Consider the following 17,380-nt stretch of genomic DNA (forward strand, 5'->3'; position numbering starts at 1 on the left):
TTTTGACGAATTTCCTGCGAAACGGGTCGCTGTTGGCCTTTGTTCTGGCGGTTGTCGTCACGCTTTGCGCGGCGCTCCCGGCCTTCGCCGTCGAACCGATCAAGATTGCCCGCGACGATGTCGCGCTCGACCTGTCGCGCGCCGTCCAGATCTACGTCAATCAGGGCGAAAACTTCCAGGTGTCGACCGCGCCCGGTCCCGACGGCATCGTGCGGCGCATCGAGGTCGAGGCCAATGACGCGCGCTCGAGCGGCGACTGGGCGGTGTTCGCGCTCGCCAACACCACCGACCAGCAGCTCGACCGGCTGATCGTGGCGCCGCATTTCCGGCTGGTGAATTCCGGCATCTTCTGGCCCGATCTCGGCGCCACCCGCATCGCCGCGATCACACCCAGCGAGGGCTTCGCGCTCGACCGCCAGTCAAGCTCCGACGCCGACGTGTTCCGGGTGACGCTGAACCCGGGAACGGTGATCACCTTCATCGCCGAACTCGCCTCGCCGAAGCTGCCGCAGGTCTACCTATGGGAGCCGGAAGCCTACAAGGACTCGGTCAATTCCTATACGCTGTTCCGCGGCATCGTCATCGGCATTGCCGGCCTTCTGGCGCTGTTCCTGACAATTCTGTTCGTGGTCAAGGGAACCTCGATGTTTCCGGCGACCGCAGCGCTGGCCTGGGCGGTTCTGGCCTATATCTGCGTAGATTTCGGCTTTCTAAACAAGATCATAGAGATATCGCCCGGCAACGAGCAGATGTGGCGAGCGGGAACCGAGGTGGCGCTTGCGGCGACCTTCGTGGTGTTCCTGTTCGCCTATCTCAACCTCAACCGGTGGCACGGCCATTTCAGCTATGGCGCGCTGGTCTGGATCCTCGGCCTGGTGCTGATTGCGGGTGTGGCCATCATCGATCCGGCCGTCGCCGCCGGTATTGCCCGGCTGTCCTTCGCCGCCACCGCGCTGACCGGGCTCGGCCTGATCATCCTGCTGGGTCTTCGTGGTTACGACCGTGCGATCATGCTGGTGCCCAGTTGGGTGATGGTGCTGCTATGGCTGTGCGGGTCGTGGATGGCGATCACCGGCATGCTCGACAACGACATCGCCCAGCCGGCATTGGGCGGCGGGCTGATCCTGATCATCCTTTTGATCGGCTTCACCGTCATGCAGCATGCCTTTGCCGGCGGCGCGCTGCATCAGGGCCTGTTCTCCGATCTCGAGCGCCAGGCGCTGGCCGTGGCCGGCTCCGGCGACACGGTGTGGGACTGGGACGTGCTGCGCGACCGCGTCGTCACCAAGCCCGACGTCAGCATCCAGCTTGGCCTGGCGCCCAACAGCCTGGGGGGTGCGGCCCGCAACTGGCTGCCGGTGCTGCATGCCGACGACCGCGACACGTTCCGCACCACCCTCGACGTGGTGCTCGAACATCGGCGCGGCCGGGTCTCGCAGAATTTCCGCCTGCGCGGCGCCGACGGGCACTACCACTGGTTCTTGCTTCGGGCGCGGCCGGTGATCGGCTCGGACGGCGAAGTGATTCGCTGCGTCGGCACCATGGTCGACGTCACCGAGCAGAAAAAGTCCGAGGAAAGGCTGCTGCACGATGCCGTTCACGACAATCTGACCGGCCTGCCCAACCGCGAACTTCTGATGAACCGGCTGGAAGCCATCATCTCGATCGCGCGCACCGAAGAGAAGGTGCGCCCGACCGTCTTCGTCATCGACATCGACCGTTTCAAGCAGGTCAATGACGGGCTTGGCATCTCGGCCGGCGACACCATCCTGCTCACCATTGCGCGCCGTTTGCACCGGCTGTTGAAACCGAAGGATTCGCTGTCGCGCTTTGCCGGTGACCAGTTCGCCCTGATGCTGCTCTCCGAACAGGAACCCTCCCGCATCGCGGCGGTGGCAGACGCCATCAAGCACGCCATCAACAACCCGATCACCTTCGCCAAGCGCGAGATCGTGCTGACTGCCTCGATCGGCCTGATCACCTGGACCTCGGCGCAGACTTCGGCAGAAGACATGGTCAAGGACGCCGAGCTTGCCATGCACCAGGCCAAGCGCTTCGGCGGTGACAGGATCGAGCCGTTCCGGCCGGCCTTCCGCACCGTCGGCACCGACCGGCTGCAATTCGAATCCGATCTGCGCCGCGCCATCGAGCGGCGCGAATTCACCCTTGCCTACCAGCCGATCGTACGGCTGGAGGACGGCAGCATTGCCGGCTTCGAGGCGCTGCTGAGGTGGGACCATCCGCGCCGCGGCATGATCCCGCCGGGCGATTTCATCCCGGTCGCCGAAAGCTGTGGCCTGATCGTGCAGCTTGGGCTGTTTGCCATGCAGCAGGCGGCCGAAGACCTCGCCGGTTGGCAAAAGCAGATCGGCGACACGCCGCTGTCGGTGTCGGTCAATCTGTCCAGTCGCCAGCTGATCCGCCGCGACCTGGTCAGCGATGTCCGCTCGGTCATCGCGCGCGCCAATCTGAAGCCGCGCTGCTTCCGGCTCGAACTTACCGAATCGCTGGTGATGGACAATCCAGAGCAAACCTCGCATGTGCTGACCAAGCTCAAGCAGCTCGGCATCGGCCTGTCGCTGGACGATTTCGGCACCGGCTATTCCTCGCTCGCCTATCTGACCCGCTTCCCCTTCGACACCATCAAGATCGACAAGAGCTTCGTCGACGACGCGACGCCGAAGCGGGCGGTGCTGCTCAAATCCATGGTCAACATGGCGCATGAACTCGGCCTGTCGGTGGTGGCCGAGGGCATTTCCGACGAAAGCGATGCGCTGGAACTGCGCCAGATGGGCTGCGAATATGTGCAAAGCTTCATGTTCGGCGCGCCGATGCCAGGCGACCAGGTGCTGAAGGCGTTGAAAGAGCAGTACCCGATGACGCAGGCGTGACGGGTGAGGCATGCGTCGTGCAGGCGCGTGGTTACATTGGAATGAACCCCGAAAATTAGCTGAAGCGACCGCGCCTTCGTCATCCTAGGGCGAAGCAAGGAGCGCAGCGACGCGGCGCAGACCCTAGGATGACGAAAGTGGCGGGCGGCTTCGGCTAGTCGCGAAGGTTCGGCGGAACGTCGGCGAGGCGAGGCCTCAGGCGTGCCCCGCGGCCAGGCTCAAATGCGCCAGATCAATCCCGATCGATGCCAGGATGCGGTCGTATTTGCGCTCGATGTCGGCGTCGAACAGAAGCTCCGGCGTGGCCGGACAGGTCAGCCAGCCATTCTCGGCGATCTCGGTTTCCAGCTGGCCGGCGCCCCAGCCGGAATAGCCGAGCGCCATCAACGCGCGCCGCGGGCCGCGGCCGGACGAGATGGCGCGCAATATGTCGACCGTCGCGGTCAGGCAGATATCGTCGGAGACGGTGAGCGAGGATTCCACCCGGTAGTCGCCCGAGTGCAGGACGAAGCCGCGGCTACGGTCGACGGGGCCGCCATTGCGCACGACGAAGTCGCGAGCCTGCGCCGGCAGCCTGATCGCCTCCTGCTCGTTCATGATGCCGAGCTGCACCAGAAGATCGGGAAACAGCATCTGTTGCGTCTGGTTGATGATCAGGCCCATGGCGCCTTCATCGCTGTGCGCACAGATGTAGATGACCGAGCGCGTGAAGCGATCGTCCTTCATGCCGGGCATGGCAATCAGAAACTGGTCGTCAAGAAAGCCGCGTCCACCGGCCGTCTTTTTGTGGCGCAACAAGTCCATGGACGGGAGCGTAACGCGTTTCCGGGACGCCGAAAAGATGCGCCGCGTGGGATTCGGCCAAAGCCCAATGGTTGGAACAACTGAATCTTGAGTGCGAACTTCGCTCGGCCGATTGCTTGAACCCAACTGTTCCTTGCCCGAAGGTCACGCAAATATGATACGCAGAGCGCCATGAAAACATTGCGCGGCCATGAACTGACGATCAAATCAACGCCATGCAAAGATTGAAAATCCTGCTGCTCGGCGCCGCCATTGGATGCGGAGCAGCTATTCCCGCCGCCGCGTCCTCTTCCGACTGGTACAACAGCGAAGGCGGCAGGGTGCGGCTGGTGACATCAGGCAAGGCCGACGAGGCCGGTCGCATCCATGGCGTGCTCGACATTGCGCTCAAGCCCGGCTGGAAGACCTACTGGCGCGATCCGGGCGACGCCGGCGTGCCGCCGCAGATCGACGTTTCGGCCAGCACCAACATCACCGATGCGGCGTTTTCCTTCCCGCCGCCGCAGCGCCATGACGACGGCTACGGCAAATGGGCCGGCTACAACCATCCGGTCTCGCTGCCGGTGACATTCACTTTGTCGTCGCCTGGGGATGCGGCCGTCATCGATGCCGACATCTTTCTTGGCATCTGCGAGACGATCTGTATTCCGGTGCAGACGCGGCTGAGCGTCGATCCCGCCGCCGATCCCGACAATGCCGAGGATGCGGCGCTGGTGAAGGCTGCACTCGCCACCTTGCCCGCGCCTGCCAAGCCCGATTTCGGGATCAAGGTGCTGCCGGGCGACCATGAGACGCTGATCGTCGAGGCGACTTTTCCCGGCGATCCGGAGGCGGCGGATTTATTCGTCGCCGGGGGACGCGACTATATGTTCGGGGCGCCTGCACGCAGCGAAAAGGACGGCCGGCTGGTGTTTACCATTCCGATCCTCGACCGGCCGTCGACGACACCGACCGATGGCGGGTTGTATTACACCCTGACAAGTGCCGAAGGCGCGGTCGAGGGCGTTCTGCCGTTCCCCTGATACGGAACCCGATCCAGGCTTTCCCTTGATCCAGGCCTTGTCGGCGGTTGCGGGAGATGCCCGATTTCGCTATCGCAAGAAACCTTCCCTGCTTTTCACACGAGGACCATCATGACGATTGCCGTTGGCGACAAACTGCCCGATGCGACCTTCAAGGAAATGACCGCCGACGGCGCCAAGGTGATCACCTCGGCCGAGATTTTCGCGGGCAAGAAGGTCGTGCTGTTCGGCGTTCCAGGCGCCTTCACGCCGACCTGCAGCAACAATCATCTGCCGGGCTATCTCGAGAACCACGATGCCATCCTGGCCCGCGGCGTCGACACCATCGCCGTCGTCTCCGTCAACGATGTCCATGTCATGGGCGCCTGGGCCAATTTCACCGGCGGTCAAGGCAAGATCCTCTATCTCGCCGACGGCAATGGCGACTTCGCCAGGTCGATCGGCCTCGACTCCGACTATTCCAGCGGCGGCATGGGATTGCGCTCGAAGCGCTTCTCGATGATCGTCGACAACGGCAAGGTCACGGCGCTCAATGTCGAGACCAAGCCAGGAGTCGACACATCGGGTGCCGCTCACATTCTGAGCCAGCTCTAAACCGCGGCGGCCGCGTCGGCTCATGAGCGCCATGGCCTGACGACGACGCGCTTCCAGCCGGATTGCCTGCTTTGGGGGACATCGACGATGTTTGACATCATCTGGCGCAGCGTTGCGATCGGCATCGGCGCCACGGTGCTGATGGATCTTTGGGCGCTGTTCCTGCATCTGGCGCTCAGCCAGCCGCGGCCGAACTGGGGGCCGCCCGGCCGCTGGGTCTGGCACCTTAGGGAAGGCAAGGTTTTCCACGACGATATCGCCCATGCCGGACCCTATGCGCATGAGCAGGCGCTGGGCTGGGCCTTCCATTATGTCACCGGCATCGTCTACGGCTTCATCCTGGTGGCGCTGGCGGGCACGGCATGGCTGGACGCGCCGACCTTCCTGCCGGCCTTCATCCTCGGCATGGTCACCATCGGCGCCGGCTGGTTCCTGCTGGCGCCCGGCATGGGCGCCGGCTGGGCTGCGTCAAAGCGCCCCAACGCGATGCAGATCCGCGCCTTCAACGTGATCTCGCACACGGTGTTCGCGCTCGGCCTCTACGGCACGGCCCTGCTGATCCGCTGAGGACAGGTTCTATCCGCTGGTCGCCAGCGGCTTCATCGCGGCTACGGTATCGATGATCTCCTGACATCCGCTTTAGCGCGGCGCCAGACTGTCTATCGGCCGCCATCCGTGGACGACGCGGCGCGTGCCGACATCATAGGCGAAGTAATTGCCGCCGCCGGCCGGCTGATCCGCCGCGCGGCTGATTGCGCGGCCGCTGAGCGAGAGCAGCAAGAGCGTTCCGACGCCGCCATGGCCGACGAAGGCAATGTCGCCGCCGTCGGCAGCACCCAGCACCGTTTCGACCTCGCTGACAATGCGTTGCTGGGCGTCGATGGCCCGTTCCCAGCCGCGGATGCTTTTGTGCGGGTCGGCGAAGAACTGGTCGGCGACCACCTCGAACTCCGGCGGCGGCAGGAAGCCGGTTGCCGACCGATCGTTCTCATGCATGCGCTCCCTCACCTCGACCGCGAGGCCGAGGTGTTTGCCAAGGATCTCGGCGGTTTCGATCGCCTTGCGCTCGGCCGACGAGACGACACGGCGAATCGACCCGACCCATGGCTGATCGAGCATGGCTGATGCTGTCGCTCGTCCGATCTCGGACAGCCCCCAGTGCGGCACGGGAACGTTGGCATCGATCTGAACCTGGGGATGGGTGATGTAGTATACGATCGGCATGAGTGAGGTCTCCTGCCGATAGCTTGAGCTCAATAGCTCTGGGTCGAGCGCCGTGCCCGCGGCGCCGGCTGCTTCTCGGATGCCGCCGGCTTCAGCGCCACTTTCGGCGCCGCAGGTTTGGCTGAGCCCCTCTTGAACGGCGCCATGCCTTCCCTTGCGAGTTCGTCGGCGCGTTCGTTCTCGGTGTGGCCGGCATGGCCCTTGACCCAGTTCCAGGTCACGTTGTGGCGCCGATTGGCCTCATCCAGCGCCTGCCACAGTTCACCGTTCTTGACCGGCTTCTTGTCGGCGGTCTTCCAGCCGTTTTTCTTCCAGCCGTGGATCCATTTGGAGATACCGTCCATGACATATTTGCTGTCGGTGTGAAGCTCGACGGCGCACGGCTCCTTCAGCGCATTCAGCGCCGAGATGGCGGCCAGCAGTTCCATACGGTTATTGGTCGTCTCGGCCTCGCCGCCCGACAATTCCTTGGTCTTGCCGTTGAAGCGCAGGATGGCGCCCCAGCCGCCGGGACCGGGATTGCCCGAGCAGGCACCGTCGGTGAAGATTTCGACCTGCTTGGTCATGTCAGTCCGTATTCCGAAGGCGACTTGATCGCGCGGTGGAAGCGCATGCGGCGGATATATTCGGTCGGATCGCGCTTCATGACCAGCCCGCCGTCGGGAACGGTCAGCCAGTCATAGAGCCGGGTCAGCATAAAGCGCAGCGCCGAGCCACGCGAAAGCATCGGCAGCGCTGCTTTCTCGCCCTCGCTCAAAGGCCGCACGCTCTGATAGCCGGCCAGCAGCGCCGTGCCTTTGGTCAGGTTGAAGGAGAAATCCTTCTCGAAACACCAGGCGTTGAGACAGGTGGCGACGTCATAGGCGTAGAGGTCGTGGCAGGCGAAATAGAAGTCGATGAGGCCGGACAGTTTCTCGCCGAGGAAGAAGACATTGTCGGGAAACAGATCGGCATGGATGATGCCTGCCGGCAGGCCCTGCGGCCAATGGCGTTCGAAATCCGCGAAATCCGCGTCGACCTCGGCCGCCAGTCCCGGCTCGACCTCGTCGGCTCGGTCGCGCGAGGCATTCCAGAGTTTGCGCCAGCCCTCGATGGCCAGTGCGTTGTTACGCGTCATCGCAAAATCCTGCCCGGCCAAATGCAGTGCGGCGAGGGACTTGCCGACCTCCGCGCAATGCGCCGCTGTCGGCCGCCGCAGCGACAGGCCTTCGAGGAAGGTGATGATGACCGCGGGACGGCCGGCCAGCGTGCCGATGACGGTGCCGTCATGCGCGGTCACCGGCAGCGGACAGGAAATGCCTTTGCGGGCGAGATGGCCCATCAGGCCGAGGAAGAACGGCAGGTCGGCCTTGTCGACGCGCTTCTCGTAGAGCGTCAGTATGTAAGAGCCGCTTGAGGTGTGCAGCAGGAAATTCGAATTCTCCGTGCCTTCGGCGATACCCTTGTAGGACAAGAGTTCGCCGACCGGATATGCCCTCAGGAACGCGCCGAGTTCGCCTTCATTGACGTCGGTGTAGACCGCCATGGGCTGTTCACGCGGCTCCGTTGACGAAGGCCATGTCGGCCCGTGTCAGTTCGACATCGCGCAGAACCCGCATGACTGGAAAATCCTCCGTTTCGGTGGCCGTGATCGCCAGGTCGATGGTCACCTCGAAGCGCTGGCGGAAGGCGTCGATGATCTCGTCGACGATGATCTCCGGCGCCGACGCGCCGGCAGACAGGCCGAGCGTCGAGATATTTGTGATGTCATTCCACGGAATTTCGGCGGCGCGCTGTACGAGAAGCGACATGGTGGCGCCGGCGCGCTCCGCCACTTCGACAAGACGGCGCGAATTGGAGGAATTGGGCGCACCGACGATCAGATAGAGATCGGCGCCGGCGGCGGTTTCCTTGACCGCTTCCTGGCGGTTGGTGGTGGCGTAGCAGATCGATTCGGCGGCCGGTGCATGCAGTTGCGGGAAGCGCTCCTGCAGCACCCGCAATATGCCGGCAGTGTCTTCGACCGACAACGTTGTCTGGCTTACGAAGCCGAGCGCTTCCGGGTCGGCGGGGGCAAAGGTCCCAGCGTCGGCTTCGGTCTCGATCAGCGTGACGGCGCCTTCAGCCAGTTGGCCCATGGTGCCGATCACTTCGGGATGGCCGGCATGGCCGATCAGAAGCACATGGCGGCCGAGCCGCTGATGGCGCATCGCCTGCTTGTGCACCTTGGACACCAGCGGGCAGGTGGCGTCGAGATAGAAGAGCTCGCGTGCCTTGGCGTCGGCCGGCACCGATTTCGGCACGCCGTGGGCCGAGAAGACAACCGGCGACTTGCGGTGCTCGGCCGGGATTTCCGAGAGTTCCTCGATGAAAACCGCGCCAAGGCTTTGCAGGCCCTCGACGACATAGCGGTTGTGCACGATCTCGTGGCGGACATAGACCGGCGCGCCGTATTTCTTCAACGCCAGCACGACGATCTGGATGGCGCGGTCGACACCGGCGCAAAAGCCGCGCGGCTGGCAGAGCCGGATCGTCAGCGGTGGTTTTGTGGCGGTCTGCAGCATGATTCCAGATCGGTTGATCGTATCGTGACGCGAAATGAGGTGTGCACCCCTGCCCTGTCAAGGGCAGTTGAGATCAGGTTGAATGGTCAACCTGATCTAACTCTTTGTTGGAGCATGATCTTGTCCGAAACCGGTTCCCACTTTTCGGGGTGATGCTCTGGATCATTCAGTCTTTGCCGGACCGCGCAGCCTGACGATCAGAACCGCGGCAAGAGCCGCCGCCAGGCCATACCAGGTGAAGGCATATTGCAGATGAGAATTCGGCAGGTCGATGATGGTGACGCCGCCGACCGGCAGCCCGCCCGGGTTCGGCGTCTTGTCGGCGTCGATGAAGATCGGCACCAGCACGGCACCGGCCGGCAGGCCGGCACTCGCCGCCATGACATCACGATCCTTCCAATAGAAGATGTTCTTGGCCACGTCATTGTCGGGCAGCATCATCGACGGCTTGGCCGGCAGCGGGTTGCGCGCCAGGCCGGTGACCGTGACCTTGCCGGTCACCTGCCCTTGCGGGCGCTTGGCGGCATCCTTGACATCATAGGGAACGAAGCCGCGGTTGATCAGGACATAGCGGCCATCGTCGAGGGCCAGCGGGGTATAGACGTTGAAGCCGGCGTCGCCGTCCCATGTGGCGTAGAAATGCCGCTCGCCGGAGTGCAGGAACGTCCCGCTGACGGTGACCGGCGTGTAGTCGACATCACCGGTGGCGGCGAATTCCTTCTCGACGTCCGCCAGCGGCTGCGGCGCTGAATGGGTGCGCTGGTCGATGGTCTGCAGAAGGGCTTCCTTCCAGTACAGGCGCTGCACCTGCCATGTGCCAAGCCCGAGCAGGATGACGAACACCACCAGGCCGAGGCCGAGCAGCAATGCCGTCTTCGGCCGCGAGCGGCCGGCGGGCTTGGTCAGCGCCTCGCTCATTGCCCTTGGTCCAGGCGGCCTTCGGCCGCCTTGTTGGCGTATTGAAGCGTCAGCAGCACCCCCTTGATCAACCTCAGCGCCGTCAGGCACAGTCCCACGGCCAGCGGTATCCAGATGATGAAATGCAGCCAGAGCGGCGGGCTCAGCGTGACCTCCACCCACAGCGCCAGCCCCACGACGATGAAGCCGATGATCAGGATGACGAACACCGCCGGGCCGTCGCCGGCATCGGCGTAGGAATAGTCGAGGCCGCAATTGTTGCAGCGCTTGCCGACGGTGAGGAAGCCGGAAAACAGCCGTCCTTCGCCGCAGCGCGGGCAGCGTCCGTGCAGGCCGGCCGAGATCGGCTCGATGGGTGGCCAGATCGCCCTGTCTTCACTCATGGATAGTCATGCTTTACGGCTCGATTTCGATCAGCGTTCCATCCGGCACCATAGTCCAGATTTCGTCCATGTCGCAGTCGGTAACCCCAATGCAGCCATCGGTCCAGTCGACCAATTGAAGCAGCCAGCCCGACCAGCCGAATCCGTTGGCCATTGATGGGGCGCCGAAAAGAAGAAAGGCGACCGCGTTGCCGCGACCGCCCTTCTGATTTGTCGGTTCGGTGAAAGCCGTCAGTGGCCTTCGATCACCGCGCCGACCGATCCCCAGACGTAGATCGATGCGAACAGGAACAGCCAGACCACGTCGACGAAGTGCCAGTACCAGGCAGCCGCCTCGAAGCCGAAATGCTGCTTGGGCGTGAAGTCGCCTTTCCAGGCGCGGATCAGGCAGACCAGCAGGAAGATGGTGCCGATGATGACGTGGAAGCCATGGAAGCCGGTCGCCATGAAGAAGGTGGCGCCGTAGATGGAATCCTTGAAGCCGAACGGAGCGTGCATGTACTCGTAGGCCTGCACCATGGTGAACAGCATGCCGAGGCCGACGGTCAGCACCAGGCCGTTGATCAGGCCCTTGCGGTCGCCATGGATGAGCGAATGGTGCGCCCATGTCACCGTGGTGCCCGACAGAAGCAGGATGATGGTGTTGTAGAGCGGCAGATGGAAGGGATCGAGGACTTCGAGACCCTTCGGCGGCCAGACGCCGCCAGTGAAAGCGGTGCGGGCGTAATTCTGCACTTCGCTCGGAAACAGGCTGGCATCGAAATAGGCCCAGAACCAGGCAACGAAGAACATCACTTCCGAAGCGATGAACATGATCATGCCGTAGCGCAGATGCAGCGACACGACGCGCGTGTGGTGGCCCTCATGCGCTTCCTTGATGGTGTCCGACCACCAGGCAAACATCGTGTAGAGGACGATGACCAGGCCGATGAAGAACAGCCACGGATTGGCGATGTTGTGGCCGAAAATCGGAAAATCGCCGTTCTTGAGATACTGCATCAGGGCGACGCCGCCGACTGCAGTCACCAGCGCGCCGATCGACCCCAGGAAGGGCCACGGGCTCGGGTTGACGAGATGGTAGTCGTGTTGTGGTTTTGCGTGCGCGTCTGCCATATCAACCCCCGAGATTTGCTTCGGTATCTGAAACTTTGCTGCTGCTGTCCGGCGTCGATGACGCCACCGGCTTGTTCTTTTGGACCGGGAACATGGTGTAGGACAGGGTGATCGTCTTCAAGTCCTTCAGTTCCGGCACGTTGACGATATCGGGATCCACATAGAACACGACCGGCATGTCCAGCGTCTCGCCGGGCTTCAGCGTCGTGTCGGTGAAGCAGAAACATTCGACCTTGTTGAAGTAGGGGCCCGCCAGTTCCGGCTGCACGTTGAAGGTGGCGCGGCCGGTAACGGCGCGGTCGAACTTGTTGGTGGCGCTGTAATGCGCCTGCGTGGTCTCGCCGATCTTGATGGTGACCGAGCGGGCGACCGGCTGGAACTGCCAGGGAATGCCGTTGGTGTTGGCGTCGAAGCGCACGGTGATGTCGCGGTCGAGGATGCGGCCGGCATATTGCTTTTCGGCGCGCTGCGTCGTGCCGCCATAGCCGGTGGCCTGGCAGAACATCTTGTAGAGCGGCACCGCGGCGTAGGCCATCCCGATCATGCCGCCGAAAAAGGCGACGCAGACGGCGGCGACGACGCGGTTGGTGTTCTTCTTCCTGGGATCGGTCACGGTCTGGCGGGTCATCATCGGCCTCATCCGGTATGGCCGAATTTCACGATGGTCGCGACGTAGAAGATGACGACCAGAATCGCCAGCGCGACGCCGATCGCCGCCGAACGGTTGCGCCGCGCCTTCTTCTGGCTTTCGGTCAGCGTGACCAGTTCAAGCTTCTTGTCGATCATGGTCATGCTCCACCGATGGCCAAAGCGCGACCGACGACACAGTCGGCAAGATAGATGGCGAAGATGGCGAAGAGGTAGAGCAGCGAATAGGCGAACAGAGCCTTGGCCGGCTTCATGACGCGGTCGCTATCGGTCATGCACAGCACTTTCCATGCATACCAGACGAAGCCGGCGCCGAGAGCCACTGATGCGACGCCATAGAAGGCGGTGGTGAAACCGAGCACCCAGGGCAGCACACCGATCGGCGCCAGGATCAGGGCGTAGGCAAAGATCTGGCGGCGGGTCGAGGCCTGGCCGGCAACGTTCGGCATCATCGGGATGCCAGCCTTGGCGTAGTCGTCGGACTTGAACAGCGCCAGCGCCCAGAAGTGCGGCGGCGTCCACAGGAAGATGATCAGGAACAGGACGAGGCTTTCCAGGCTCACCGTTCCGGTCACCGCGGCCCAGCCGATGACCGGCGGGATGGCGCCGGCGGCGCCGCCGATGACGATGTTCTGCGGCGTCGAGCGCTTCAGCCACATCGTGTAGACGACGGCGTAGAAGAAGATGGTGAAGGCAAGCAGCGCCGCCGACAGCCAGTTGACCAGCACGCCCAGCGTCATCACGGACAGCACCGAAAGCACAAGGCCGAAGCTCAGGGCTTCGCCGGGCAGGATGCGGCCGGAGGGTACCGGGCGGCCGGCGGTCCGGCTCATCACCGCATCGATGTCGGCGTCGTACCACATGTTGAGCGCACCCGAGGCGCCGGCGCCGATGGCAATGGCCAGGATGGCGATCACCGCCAGCAGCGGGTTGATGGCCACGGGCGCAGCGACCATGCCGACAAAGGCCGTGAACACCACCAGCGACATGACGCGCGGCTTCAGCAGGGCGAAGAAATCGCCCGACGTGGCTTCCGACATGCGAAAGCCCGCTTCGTCAATCATTGGGTCGTCGAAAAGGGCCATGCGTACATAAGTCCAATCATTCCGTTGGCCGAAACCGCCGGCGGGCCGGCGGTTTCGTATTCGGGCTGCCTTACTTGATCTTCGGCAGCTGTTCCCACTGGTGGAAGGGCGGCGGCGAAGGCAGCTGCCATTCGAGCGTCGTTGCACCCTCGCCCCACGGATTGGCGCCGGCGACGCGCTTCTTCTGGAAGGCCTCGAACACGCCATAGAGGAAGATCACCACGCCGACGGCCGATATATAGGAGCCGTAGGACGACACCATGTTCCAGCCGGCGAACGCGTCGGGATAGTCGATGGTGCGGCGCGGCATGCCGGCCAGGCCGAGGAAATGCTGCGGGAAGAAGATCAAATTGACGCCGACGAAGGTGACCCAGAAGTGGGTGTTGGCGATCACCGGCGAGTACATGTAGCCGGTCATCTTGGGGAACCAGTAGTACCAGCCGGCGAAGATGGCGAAGACCGCACCCAGCGACAGCACATAGTGGAAGTGGGCAATGACGAAATAGGTGTCATGCAGCGAGCGGTCGAGGCCGGCGTTGGCGAGCTGGACGCCGGTGACGCCGCCGACCGTGAACAGGAAGATGAAGCCCAGCGCCCACAGCATCGGCGTCTTGAACGAGATCGAGCCGCCCCACATCGTCGCGATCCAGGAGAAGATCTTCACGCCTGTCGGTACGGCGATGACCATGGTGGCGAAGACGAAGTAGCGCTGCGTGTCGAGCGACAGGCCGGTCGTGTACATGTGGTGCGCCCAGACGATGAAGCCGACGGCGCCGATCGCGACCATGGCGTAGGCCATGCCGAGATAGCCGAACACCGGCTTCTTCGAGAAGGTCGAGACGATGTGGCTGATGATGCCGAAGCCCGGCAGGATCAGGATGTACACTTCGGGGTGACCAAAGAACCAGAACAGATGCTGGAACAGGATCGGATCGCCGCCGCCATCCGGGGCGAAGAAGGTGGTGCCGAAATTGCGGTCGGTAAGCAGCATGGTGATGCCACCGGCCAGAACCGGAAGCGACAAGAGCAGCAGGAAGGCGGTGATCAGAACCGACCAGGCAAATAGCGGCATTTTGTGCAGCGTCATGCCCGGCGCGCGCATGTTGAAAATGGTGGTGATGAAGTTGATGGCGCCGAGGATCGAGGACGCGCCGGCAATGTGGATCGACAGGATCGCCAGATCCATGGCCGGCCCGGGCTGGCCGGAGGTCGACAGCGGCGGATAGAGCGTCCAGCCGCCGCCAACGCCATAGGCGCCGGGCGCGCTCGGCATGAAAGCCGAAGCGATGAGCAGCAGGAAGGCCGGCGGCAGCAGCCAGAACGAGATGTTGTTCATGCGCGGGAAGGCCATGTCAGGCGCGCCGATCATGATCGGCACCATCCAGTTGGCGAAGCCGCCGATCAGCGCCGGCATGACCATGAAGAAGATCATGATCAGCGCGTGCGCGGTGCCGAAGGCGTTGTACATGCTCTTGCCGCCGTCGATGGCGGCATCGCCGTTCATGCCATAGACCATCTGCGCCAGACCGGTGAAGATCTGGATGCCCGGCTCCTGCAGCTCCATGCGGATGACGACCGAAAGCGCGCCGCCGACGATGCCCGCGAAAATCGCGAAGATCAGGTAGAGCGTGCCGATGTCCTTGTGGTTGGTGGAGTACACCCACCGGACCCAGCCATGATAGGGCTTGTGGTCGTGGTCGTCGTGAGCTGCAGCTTCTGCCATGGTCGGCTCCGTTCCCTAATTCTTGCTAACCCGCGGCATCAATTGCCGGCGGCCGCTACCTTGTTGGTACCGTCGACCTCGGCCATCAGCGCCTTGTTGGCGCCGGGGAGGTCGGTCTTGGCTGCTGCCAGCCAGGTCTTGTACTGCGCATCGGATACGACGCGGACGGCGATCGGCATGAAGGCATGGTCCTTGCCGCAGAGCTGCGAGCACTGGCCGTAATAGATGCCTTCCTTTTCCGCCTTGAACCACGTCTCGTTGGTGCGGCCGGGAACCGCGTCCATCTTGATGCCGAAGGCCGGAACGGCAAAGGAATGGATCACGTCGGCTGCGGTAACCAGGACGCGCGTCATGGTGTTGACCGGCACGACCAGCTCGTTGTCGACCGCCAGCAGGCGCGGATAGACCTTGCGGTCTTCCTTGCCGATCGCGGCGCGGTCGGCGTCCTGCAGGATGGCCGAGTTGAAGGAGAGCGTGTTCTCGGTCTGGTACTCATAGTCCCAGTTCCACTGATTGCCCGTTACCTTGACGGTCAGCTTGGCCTCTTCCGGCGGCGTGTACTGCGCCGTCAGCAACTGGAACGAGGGAATGGCGATGAACAGCAGGACGACGACCGGCCCGACTGTCCAGATGATCTCGATCAGCGTGTTGTGGCTGGTCTTGGACGGAACCGGGTTTTTGCTGGCGCGGAACCTGAAGATGCACCAGGCGAGAAGCGCCAGAACCAAAGCAGTGATCGGGACGACGAACCACATCGTGTAGTTCCCGAACCACTCGATCTGCCGCATCATGTCTGTCGCCGGCGGCTGAAAAGTCATCTCCCACGGCTGCGGCTGGGCCGCATGGGCGGAGGCACCGGCGAAAAATGCGGCGGCGGCGCCTGCCGTTGCCATCAATTTGGCGCTTGCTGGGAATTTTCTCATCGCCCTCTTCATCTCCCGGTTCCTCGCGATCGCGACGCAAGAATATCGAACAATGCCGGGATGGGAATCCCGGGCAGTCCCAAGGGTGGTTCAAACCATACTCTATTTCCCTCCGCAAGAAAGGAGCGGGCGAAACCGTGCGGCATTTTTGCGCGCAAGTGCTGCCGCGCTGTTTCGACGGCCTCGTGGCCCGCGCGGGTCGTCGACAGACAGGCTATGCGGGCTTGTGTCAGGAATGCGCCCGACGGTCGCAATTCGGGCGAATTTGCTAGGGAAAAGCGCATTATTGCGCCTGCCGGGGCTGACCGGCGGTCGCCCTATCCTTTACTTGGCCTTGGCGCGGCTTAAAGTGCCGTGATTCGCAATGGAGCCGTCATGACCTCTTGGCTTTCGAGAAACGCCTGGCATTCGAAGAGCGCCTGGCATTCGAAAAGCGCTTGGCTTTCGAGAAGCGGGGCGAAGGTCGTTTTTCTCGCCGCCCTGATCGGTATCGGCTCGTCCGCAACCGGCGTCGCCAATGCAGCGCAGCCCAGCGGCACGGTCAAGTCAACGCATGGCGCGTGGTCGATCATCTGCGACACGCCGGCCGGCGCCACCTCGGAACAATGCGTGATGATGCAGAACGTCGTTGCCGAGGATCGCCCGGAAATGGGACTGTCCGTCGTCGTCCTGCGCACCGCCGACAACAAGGCCGAGATCCTGCGCGTGCTGGCCCCGCTCGGCGTTCTGCTGCCCAATGGCCTGGGCCTCAATGTCGACGGCAAGGATATTGGCCGCGCCTATTTCGTGCGCTGCTTCCAAGACGGCTGCTATGCCGAGGTCATTCTCGAAAAGCCGCTGCTCGATACGCTGAAGACCGGGACGTCGGCCACCTTCATCGTCTTCCAGACGCCGGAAGAAGGCATCGGCATCCCCGTCGACCTCAAGGGCTTCGCCGACGGTTTTGCCGCCCTGCCCTGAGCTTGATGCTTGCGAAACCGTCTTTCCTCACAATTCCCACGGGTTTGATCTTTGGCTGTGGGGGTCATCATGCGTGCTTGTTCTTTGCTTTTGTCGACCGGTCTAATCCTGACCGGCGCCGTTTCCGTCGCCTTTGCCGAGGATTCCGAAATCATCACGGCGCCCGATCCGGCCGTCATTTTCGAGCTTGCGAAAGGCTATGGCTCGGCCAAGATGGACAAGGATGACGGCGGTGATCCGATGATCTCCGGCCGGCTCCAGGGCATGAAATATGTGATCTACTTCTATGGCTGCGAAAACCATGAGAAGTGCAAGTCTATCCAGTTCTCCTCGGGCTATACCGACCCCTTCACGGCCGACCAGGCCAATGAATGGAACAAGAAATACCGCTGGGTGAAGGCCTTTTCCGGTGACGGGTCGAACTTCAAGATGGATGTCATGTTCAGGGGTTACCCGCTCCTATCTCGAAGAGCAGTTCTCGAACTGGGATTCCATGACCAGCGACATCAAAGCGTTCGTGGACGAGAAGTAGGGCCCTAAAGCGCGTCG

The 17,380-nt window shown here is 62.9% G+C and carries 20 protein-coding genes; 6 read left to right on the forward strand and 14 right to left on the reverse strand.

The window, feature by feature from the left end; genetic code table 11:
• Positions 1 to 2: 2 nt before the first annotated feature.
• Entirely contained in the window at positions 3 to 2,891 is a 2,889-nt protein-coding gene (locus NKJ77_RS23725) for an EAL domain-containing protein (RefSeq protein ID WP_023706671.1), read from the forward strand.
• 195 nt (positions 2,892 to 3,086) lie between these two features.
• On the opposite strand, the gene NKJ77_RS23730 is transcribed toward NKJ77_RS23725, so the two are convergent.
• Complete coding sequence (locus tag NKJ77_RS23730; protein ID WP_023668405.1) at positions 3,087 to 3,695, reverse strand: YqgE/AlgH family protein; 609 nt, start codon at positions 3,693 to 3,695, stop codon at positions 3,087 to 3,089.
• Positions 3,696 to 3,910: 215 nt separating this feature from the next.
• Between NKJ77_RS23730 and NKJ77_RS23735 the strand changes: the two genes are divergently transcribed.
• The 3 genes from NKJ77_RS23735 (at position 3,911) to NKJ77_RS23745 (ending at position 5,878) form a co-directional block, all read left to right on the forward strand.
• Positions 3,911 to 4,717, forward strand: a complete 807-nt coding sequence (locus NKJ77_RS23735; RefSeq protein WP_352535842.1) for a protein-disulfide reductase DsbD domain-containing protein — start codon at positions 3,911 to 3,913, stop codon at positions 4,715 to 4,717.
• A 111-nt stretch (positions 4,718 to 4,828) separates the two neighbouring features.
• On the forward strand, positions 4,829 to 5,311 hold the full coding sequence (locus tag NKJ77_RS23740; RefSeq protein ID WP_023698522.1) for a peroxiredoxin: 483 nt from the start codon (positions 4,829 to 4,831) through the stop codon (positions 5,309 to 5,311).
• Positions 5,312 to 5,398: 87 nt separating this feature from the next.
• Positions 5,399 to 5,878, forward strand: a complete 480-nt coding sequence (locus tag NKJ77_RS23745; protein ID WP_352535843.1) for a DUF2938 domain-containing protein — start codon at positions 5,399 to 5,401, stop codon at positions 5,876 to 5,878.
• Positions 5,879 to 5,950: 72 nt separating this feature from the next.
• Here NKJ77_RS23745 and NKJ77_RS23750 read toward each other — a convergent pair whose 3' ends face one another.
• The 13 genes from NKJ77_RS23750 to coxB all read right to left on the reverse strand — a co-directional run bounded on the left by NKJ77_RS23750 (position 5,951) and on the right by coxB (position 15,883).
• Complete coding sequence (locus NKJ77_RS23750) at positions 5,951 to 6,535, reverse strand: histidine phosphatase family protein (RefSeq protein ID WP_023827463.1); 585 nt, start codon at positions 6,533 to 6,535, stop codon at positions 5,951 to 5,953.
• 29 nt (positions 6,536 to 6,564) lie between these two features.
• A complete protein-coding gene (rnhA, locus tag NKJ77_RS23755) occupies positions 6,565 to 7,101 on the reverse strand; it encodes a ribonuclease HI (protein WP_023830284.1) in 537 nt (178 codons plus the stop codon).
• Positions 7,098 to 8,060 (reverse strand): homoserine kinase, encoded by a 963-nt coding sequence (locus NKJ77_RS23760; RefSeq protein WP_023827465.1) that lies wholly within the window; start codon positions 8,058 to 8,060, stop codon positions 7,098 to 7,100. The genes rnhA and NKJ77_RS23760 overlap by 4 nt, the downstream gene beginning before the upstream one ends.
• Before the next feature lie 7 nt (positions 8,061 to 8,067).
• Positions 8,068 to 9,078: a 4-hydroxy-3-methylbut-2-enyl diphosphate reductase gene (gene ispH / locus NKJ77_RS23765; RefSeq protein WP_023685425.1), complete on the reverse strand. Its 1,011-nt coding sequence runs from the start codon at positions 9,076 to 9,078 to the stop codon at positions 8,068 to 8,070.
• 162 nt (positions 9,079 to 9,240) lie between these two features.
• On the reverse strand, positions 9,241 to 9,996 hold the full coding sequence (locus NKJ77_RS23770) for an SURF1 family protein (protein ID WP_023685424.1): 756 nt from the start codon (positions 9,994 to 9,996) through the stop codon (positions 9,241 to 9,243).
• Complete coding sequence (locus NKJ77_RS23775; protein WP_023685423.1) at positions 9,993 to 10,379, reverse strand: DUF983 domain-containing protein; 387 nt, start codon at positions 10,377 to 10,379, stop codon at positions 9,993 to 9,995. The genes NKJ77_RS23770 and NKJ77_RS23775 overlap by 4 nt, the downstream gene beginning before the upstream one ends.
• Positions 10,380 to 10,392: 13 nt before the next feature.
• Positions 10,393 to 10,533: a L,D-transpeptidase family protein gene (locus tag NKJ77_RS23780; RefSeq protein ID WP_023668415.1), complete on the reverse strand. Its 141-nt coding sequence runs from the start codon at positions 10,531 to 10,533 to the stop codon at positions 10,393 to 10,395.
• A gap of 77 nt (positions 10,534 to 10,610) precedes the next feature.
• Entirely contained in the window at positions 10,611 to 11,492 is an 882-nt protein-coding gene (locus NKJ77_RS23785; RefSeq protein WP_023668416.1) for a cytochrome c oxidase subunit 3, read from the reverse strand.
• Between the two features lies 1 nt (position 11,493).
• Positions 11,494 to 12,120, reverse strand: a complete 627-nt coding sequence (locus NKJ77_RS23790; RefSeq protein WP_023692073.1) for a cytochrome c oxidase assembly protein — start codon at positions 12,118 to 12,120, stop codon at positions 11,494 to 11,496.
• A gap of 8 nt (positions 12,121 to 12,128) precedes the next feature.
• Positions 12,129 to 12,284 carry a cytochrome c oxidase system small membrane protein gene (locus NKJ77_RS23795; RefSeq protein WP_023668418.1) on the reverse strand — a complete coding sequence of 52 codons (156 nt, stop codon included), beginning with the start codon at positions 12,282 to 12,284 and terminating at the stop codon, positions 12,129 to 12,131.
• Positions 12,281 to 13,225 (reverse strand): heme o synthase, encoded by a 945-nt coding sequence (locus NKJ77_RS23800; RefSeq protein WP_023830285.1) that lies wholly within the window; start codon positions 13,223 to 13,225, stop codon positions 12,281 to 12,283. Before NKJ77_RS23800 ends, NKJ77_RS23795 begins: the two co-directional genes overlap by 4 nt.
• Before the next feature lie 70 nt (positions 13,226 to 13,295).
• On the reverse strand, positions 13,296 to 14,948 hold the full coding sequence (gene ctaD / locus NKJ77_RS23805) for a cytochrome c oxidase subunit I (RefSeq protein ID WP_023668420.1): 1,653 nt from the start codon (positions 14,946 to 14,948) through the stop codon (positions 13,296 to 13,298).
• Between the two features lie 38 nt (positions 14,949 to 14,986).
• Positions 14,987 to 15,883, reverse strand: a complete 897-nt coding sequence (gene coxB, locus NKJ77_RS23810; RefSeq protein ID WP_050485823.1) for a cytochrome c oxidase subunit II — start codon at positions 15,881 to 15,883, stop codon at positions 14,987 to 14,989.
• Between the two features lie 363 nt (positions 15,884 to 16,246).
• Here coxB and NKJ77_RS23815 point away from each other — a divergent pair, with 363 nt between their 5' ends.
• Together NKJ77_RS23815 and NKJ77_RS23820 are read left to right on the forward strand one after the other, a co-directional pair.
• Positions 16,247 to 16,831: an invasion associated locus B family protein gene (locus tag NKJ77_RS23815; RefSeq protein WP_023668422.1), complete on the forward strand. Its 585-nt coding sequence runs from the start codon at positions 16,247 to 16,249 to the stop codon at positions 16,829 to 16,831.
• A 69-nt stretch (positions 16,832 to 16,900) separates the two neighbouring features.
• A complete protein-coding gene (locus NKJ77_RS23820; protein ID WP_352535844.1) occupies positions 16,901 to 17,371 on the forward strand; it encodes a YbjN domain-containing protein in 471 nt (156 codons plus the stop codon).
• The last annotated feature ends 9 nt before the right edge of the window (positions 17,372 to 17,380 follow it).

The organism is Mesorhizobium sp. M0052 (assembly GCF_040323255.1).
GTDB lineage: Bacteria > Pseudomonadota > Alphaproteobacteria > Rhizobiales > Rhizobiaceae > Mesorhizobium.

Coding starts and splice junctions, on each gene's coding strand:
- NKJ77_RS23815 (WP_023668422.1), top strand. CDS start 16,247: ATGACCTCTTGGCTTTCGAGAAACGCCTGGCATTCGAAGAGCGCCTGG.
- NKJ77_RS23760 (WP_023827465.1), bottom strand. CDS start 8,060: ATGGCGGTCTACACCGACGTCAATGAAGGCGAACTCGGCGCGTTCCTG.
- NKJ77_RS23730 (WP_023668405.1), bottom strand. CDS start 3,695: ATGGACTTGTTGCGCCACAAAAAGACGGCCGGTGGACGCGGCTTTCTT.
- NKJ77_RS23820 (WP_352535844.1), top strand. CDS start 16,901: ATGCGTGCTTGTTCTTTGCTTTTGTCGACCGGTCTAATCCTGACCGGC.
- NKJ77_RS23795 (WP_023668418.1), bottom strand. CDS start 12,284: ATGACCATGATCGACAAGAAGCTTGAACTGGTCACGCTGACCGAAAGC.
- coxB (WP_050485823.1), bottom strand. CDS start 15,883: ATGAAGAGGGCGATGAGAAAATTCCCAGCAAGCGCCAAATTGATGGCA.
- NKJ77_RS23785 (WP_023668416.1), bottom strand. CDS start 11,492: ATGGCAGACGCGCACGCAAAACCACAACACGACTACCATCTCGTCAAC.
- ispH (WP_023685425.1), bottom strand. CDS start 9,078: ATGCTGCAGACCGCCACAAAACCACCGCTGACGATCCGGCTCTGCCAG.
- NKJ77_RS23735 (WP_352535842.1), top strand. CDS start 3,911: ATGCAAAGATTGAAAATCCTGCTGCTCGGCGCCGCCATTGGATGCGGA.
- NKJ77_RS23800 (WP_023830285.1), bottom strand. CDS start 13,225: ATGGCCCTTTTCGACGACCCAATGATTGACGAAGCGGGCTTTCGCATG.
- NKJ77_RS23740 (WP_023698522.1), top strand. CDS start 4,829: ATGACGATTGCCGTTGGCGACAAACTGCCCGATGCGACCTTCAAGGAA.
- NKJ77_RS23790 (WP_023692073.1), bottom strand. CDS start 12,120: ATGACCCGCCAGACCGTGACCGATCCCAGGAAGAAGAACACCAACCGC.
- NKJ77_RS23750 (WP_023827463.1), bottom strand. CDS start 6,535: ATGCCGATCGTATACTACATCACCCATCCCCAGGTTCAGATCGATGCC.
- NKJ77_RS23775 (WP_023685423.1), bottom strand. CDS start 10,379: ATGAGTGAAGACAGGGCGATCTGGCCACCCATCGAGCCGATCTCGGCC.
- rnhA (WP_023830284.1), bottom strand. CDS start 7,101: ATGACCAAGCAGGTCGAAATCTTCACCGACGGTGCCTGCTCGGGCAAT.
- ctaD (WP_023668420.1), bottom strand. CDS start 14,948: ATGGCAGAAGCTGCAGCTCACGACGACCACGACCACAAGCCCTATCAT.
- NKJ77_RS23745 (WP_352535843.1), top strand. CDS start 5,399: ATGTTTGACATCATCTGGCGCAGCGTTGCGATCGGCATCGGCGCCACG.
- NKJ77_RS23770 (WP_023685424.1), bottom strand. CDS start 9,996: ATGAGCGAGGCGCTGACCAAGCCCGCCGGCCGCTCGCGGCCGAAGACG.
- NKJ77_RS23780 (WP_023668415.1), bottom strand. CDS start 10,533: ATGGCCAACGGATTCGGCTGGTCGGGCTGGCTGCTTCAATTGGTCGAC.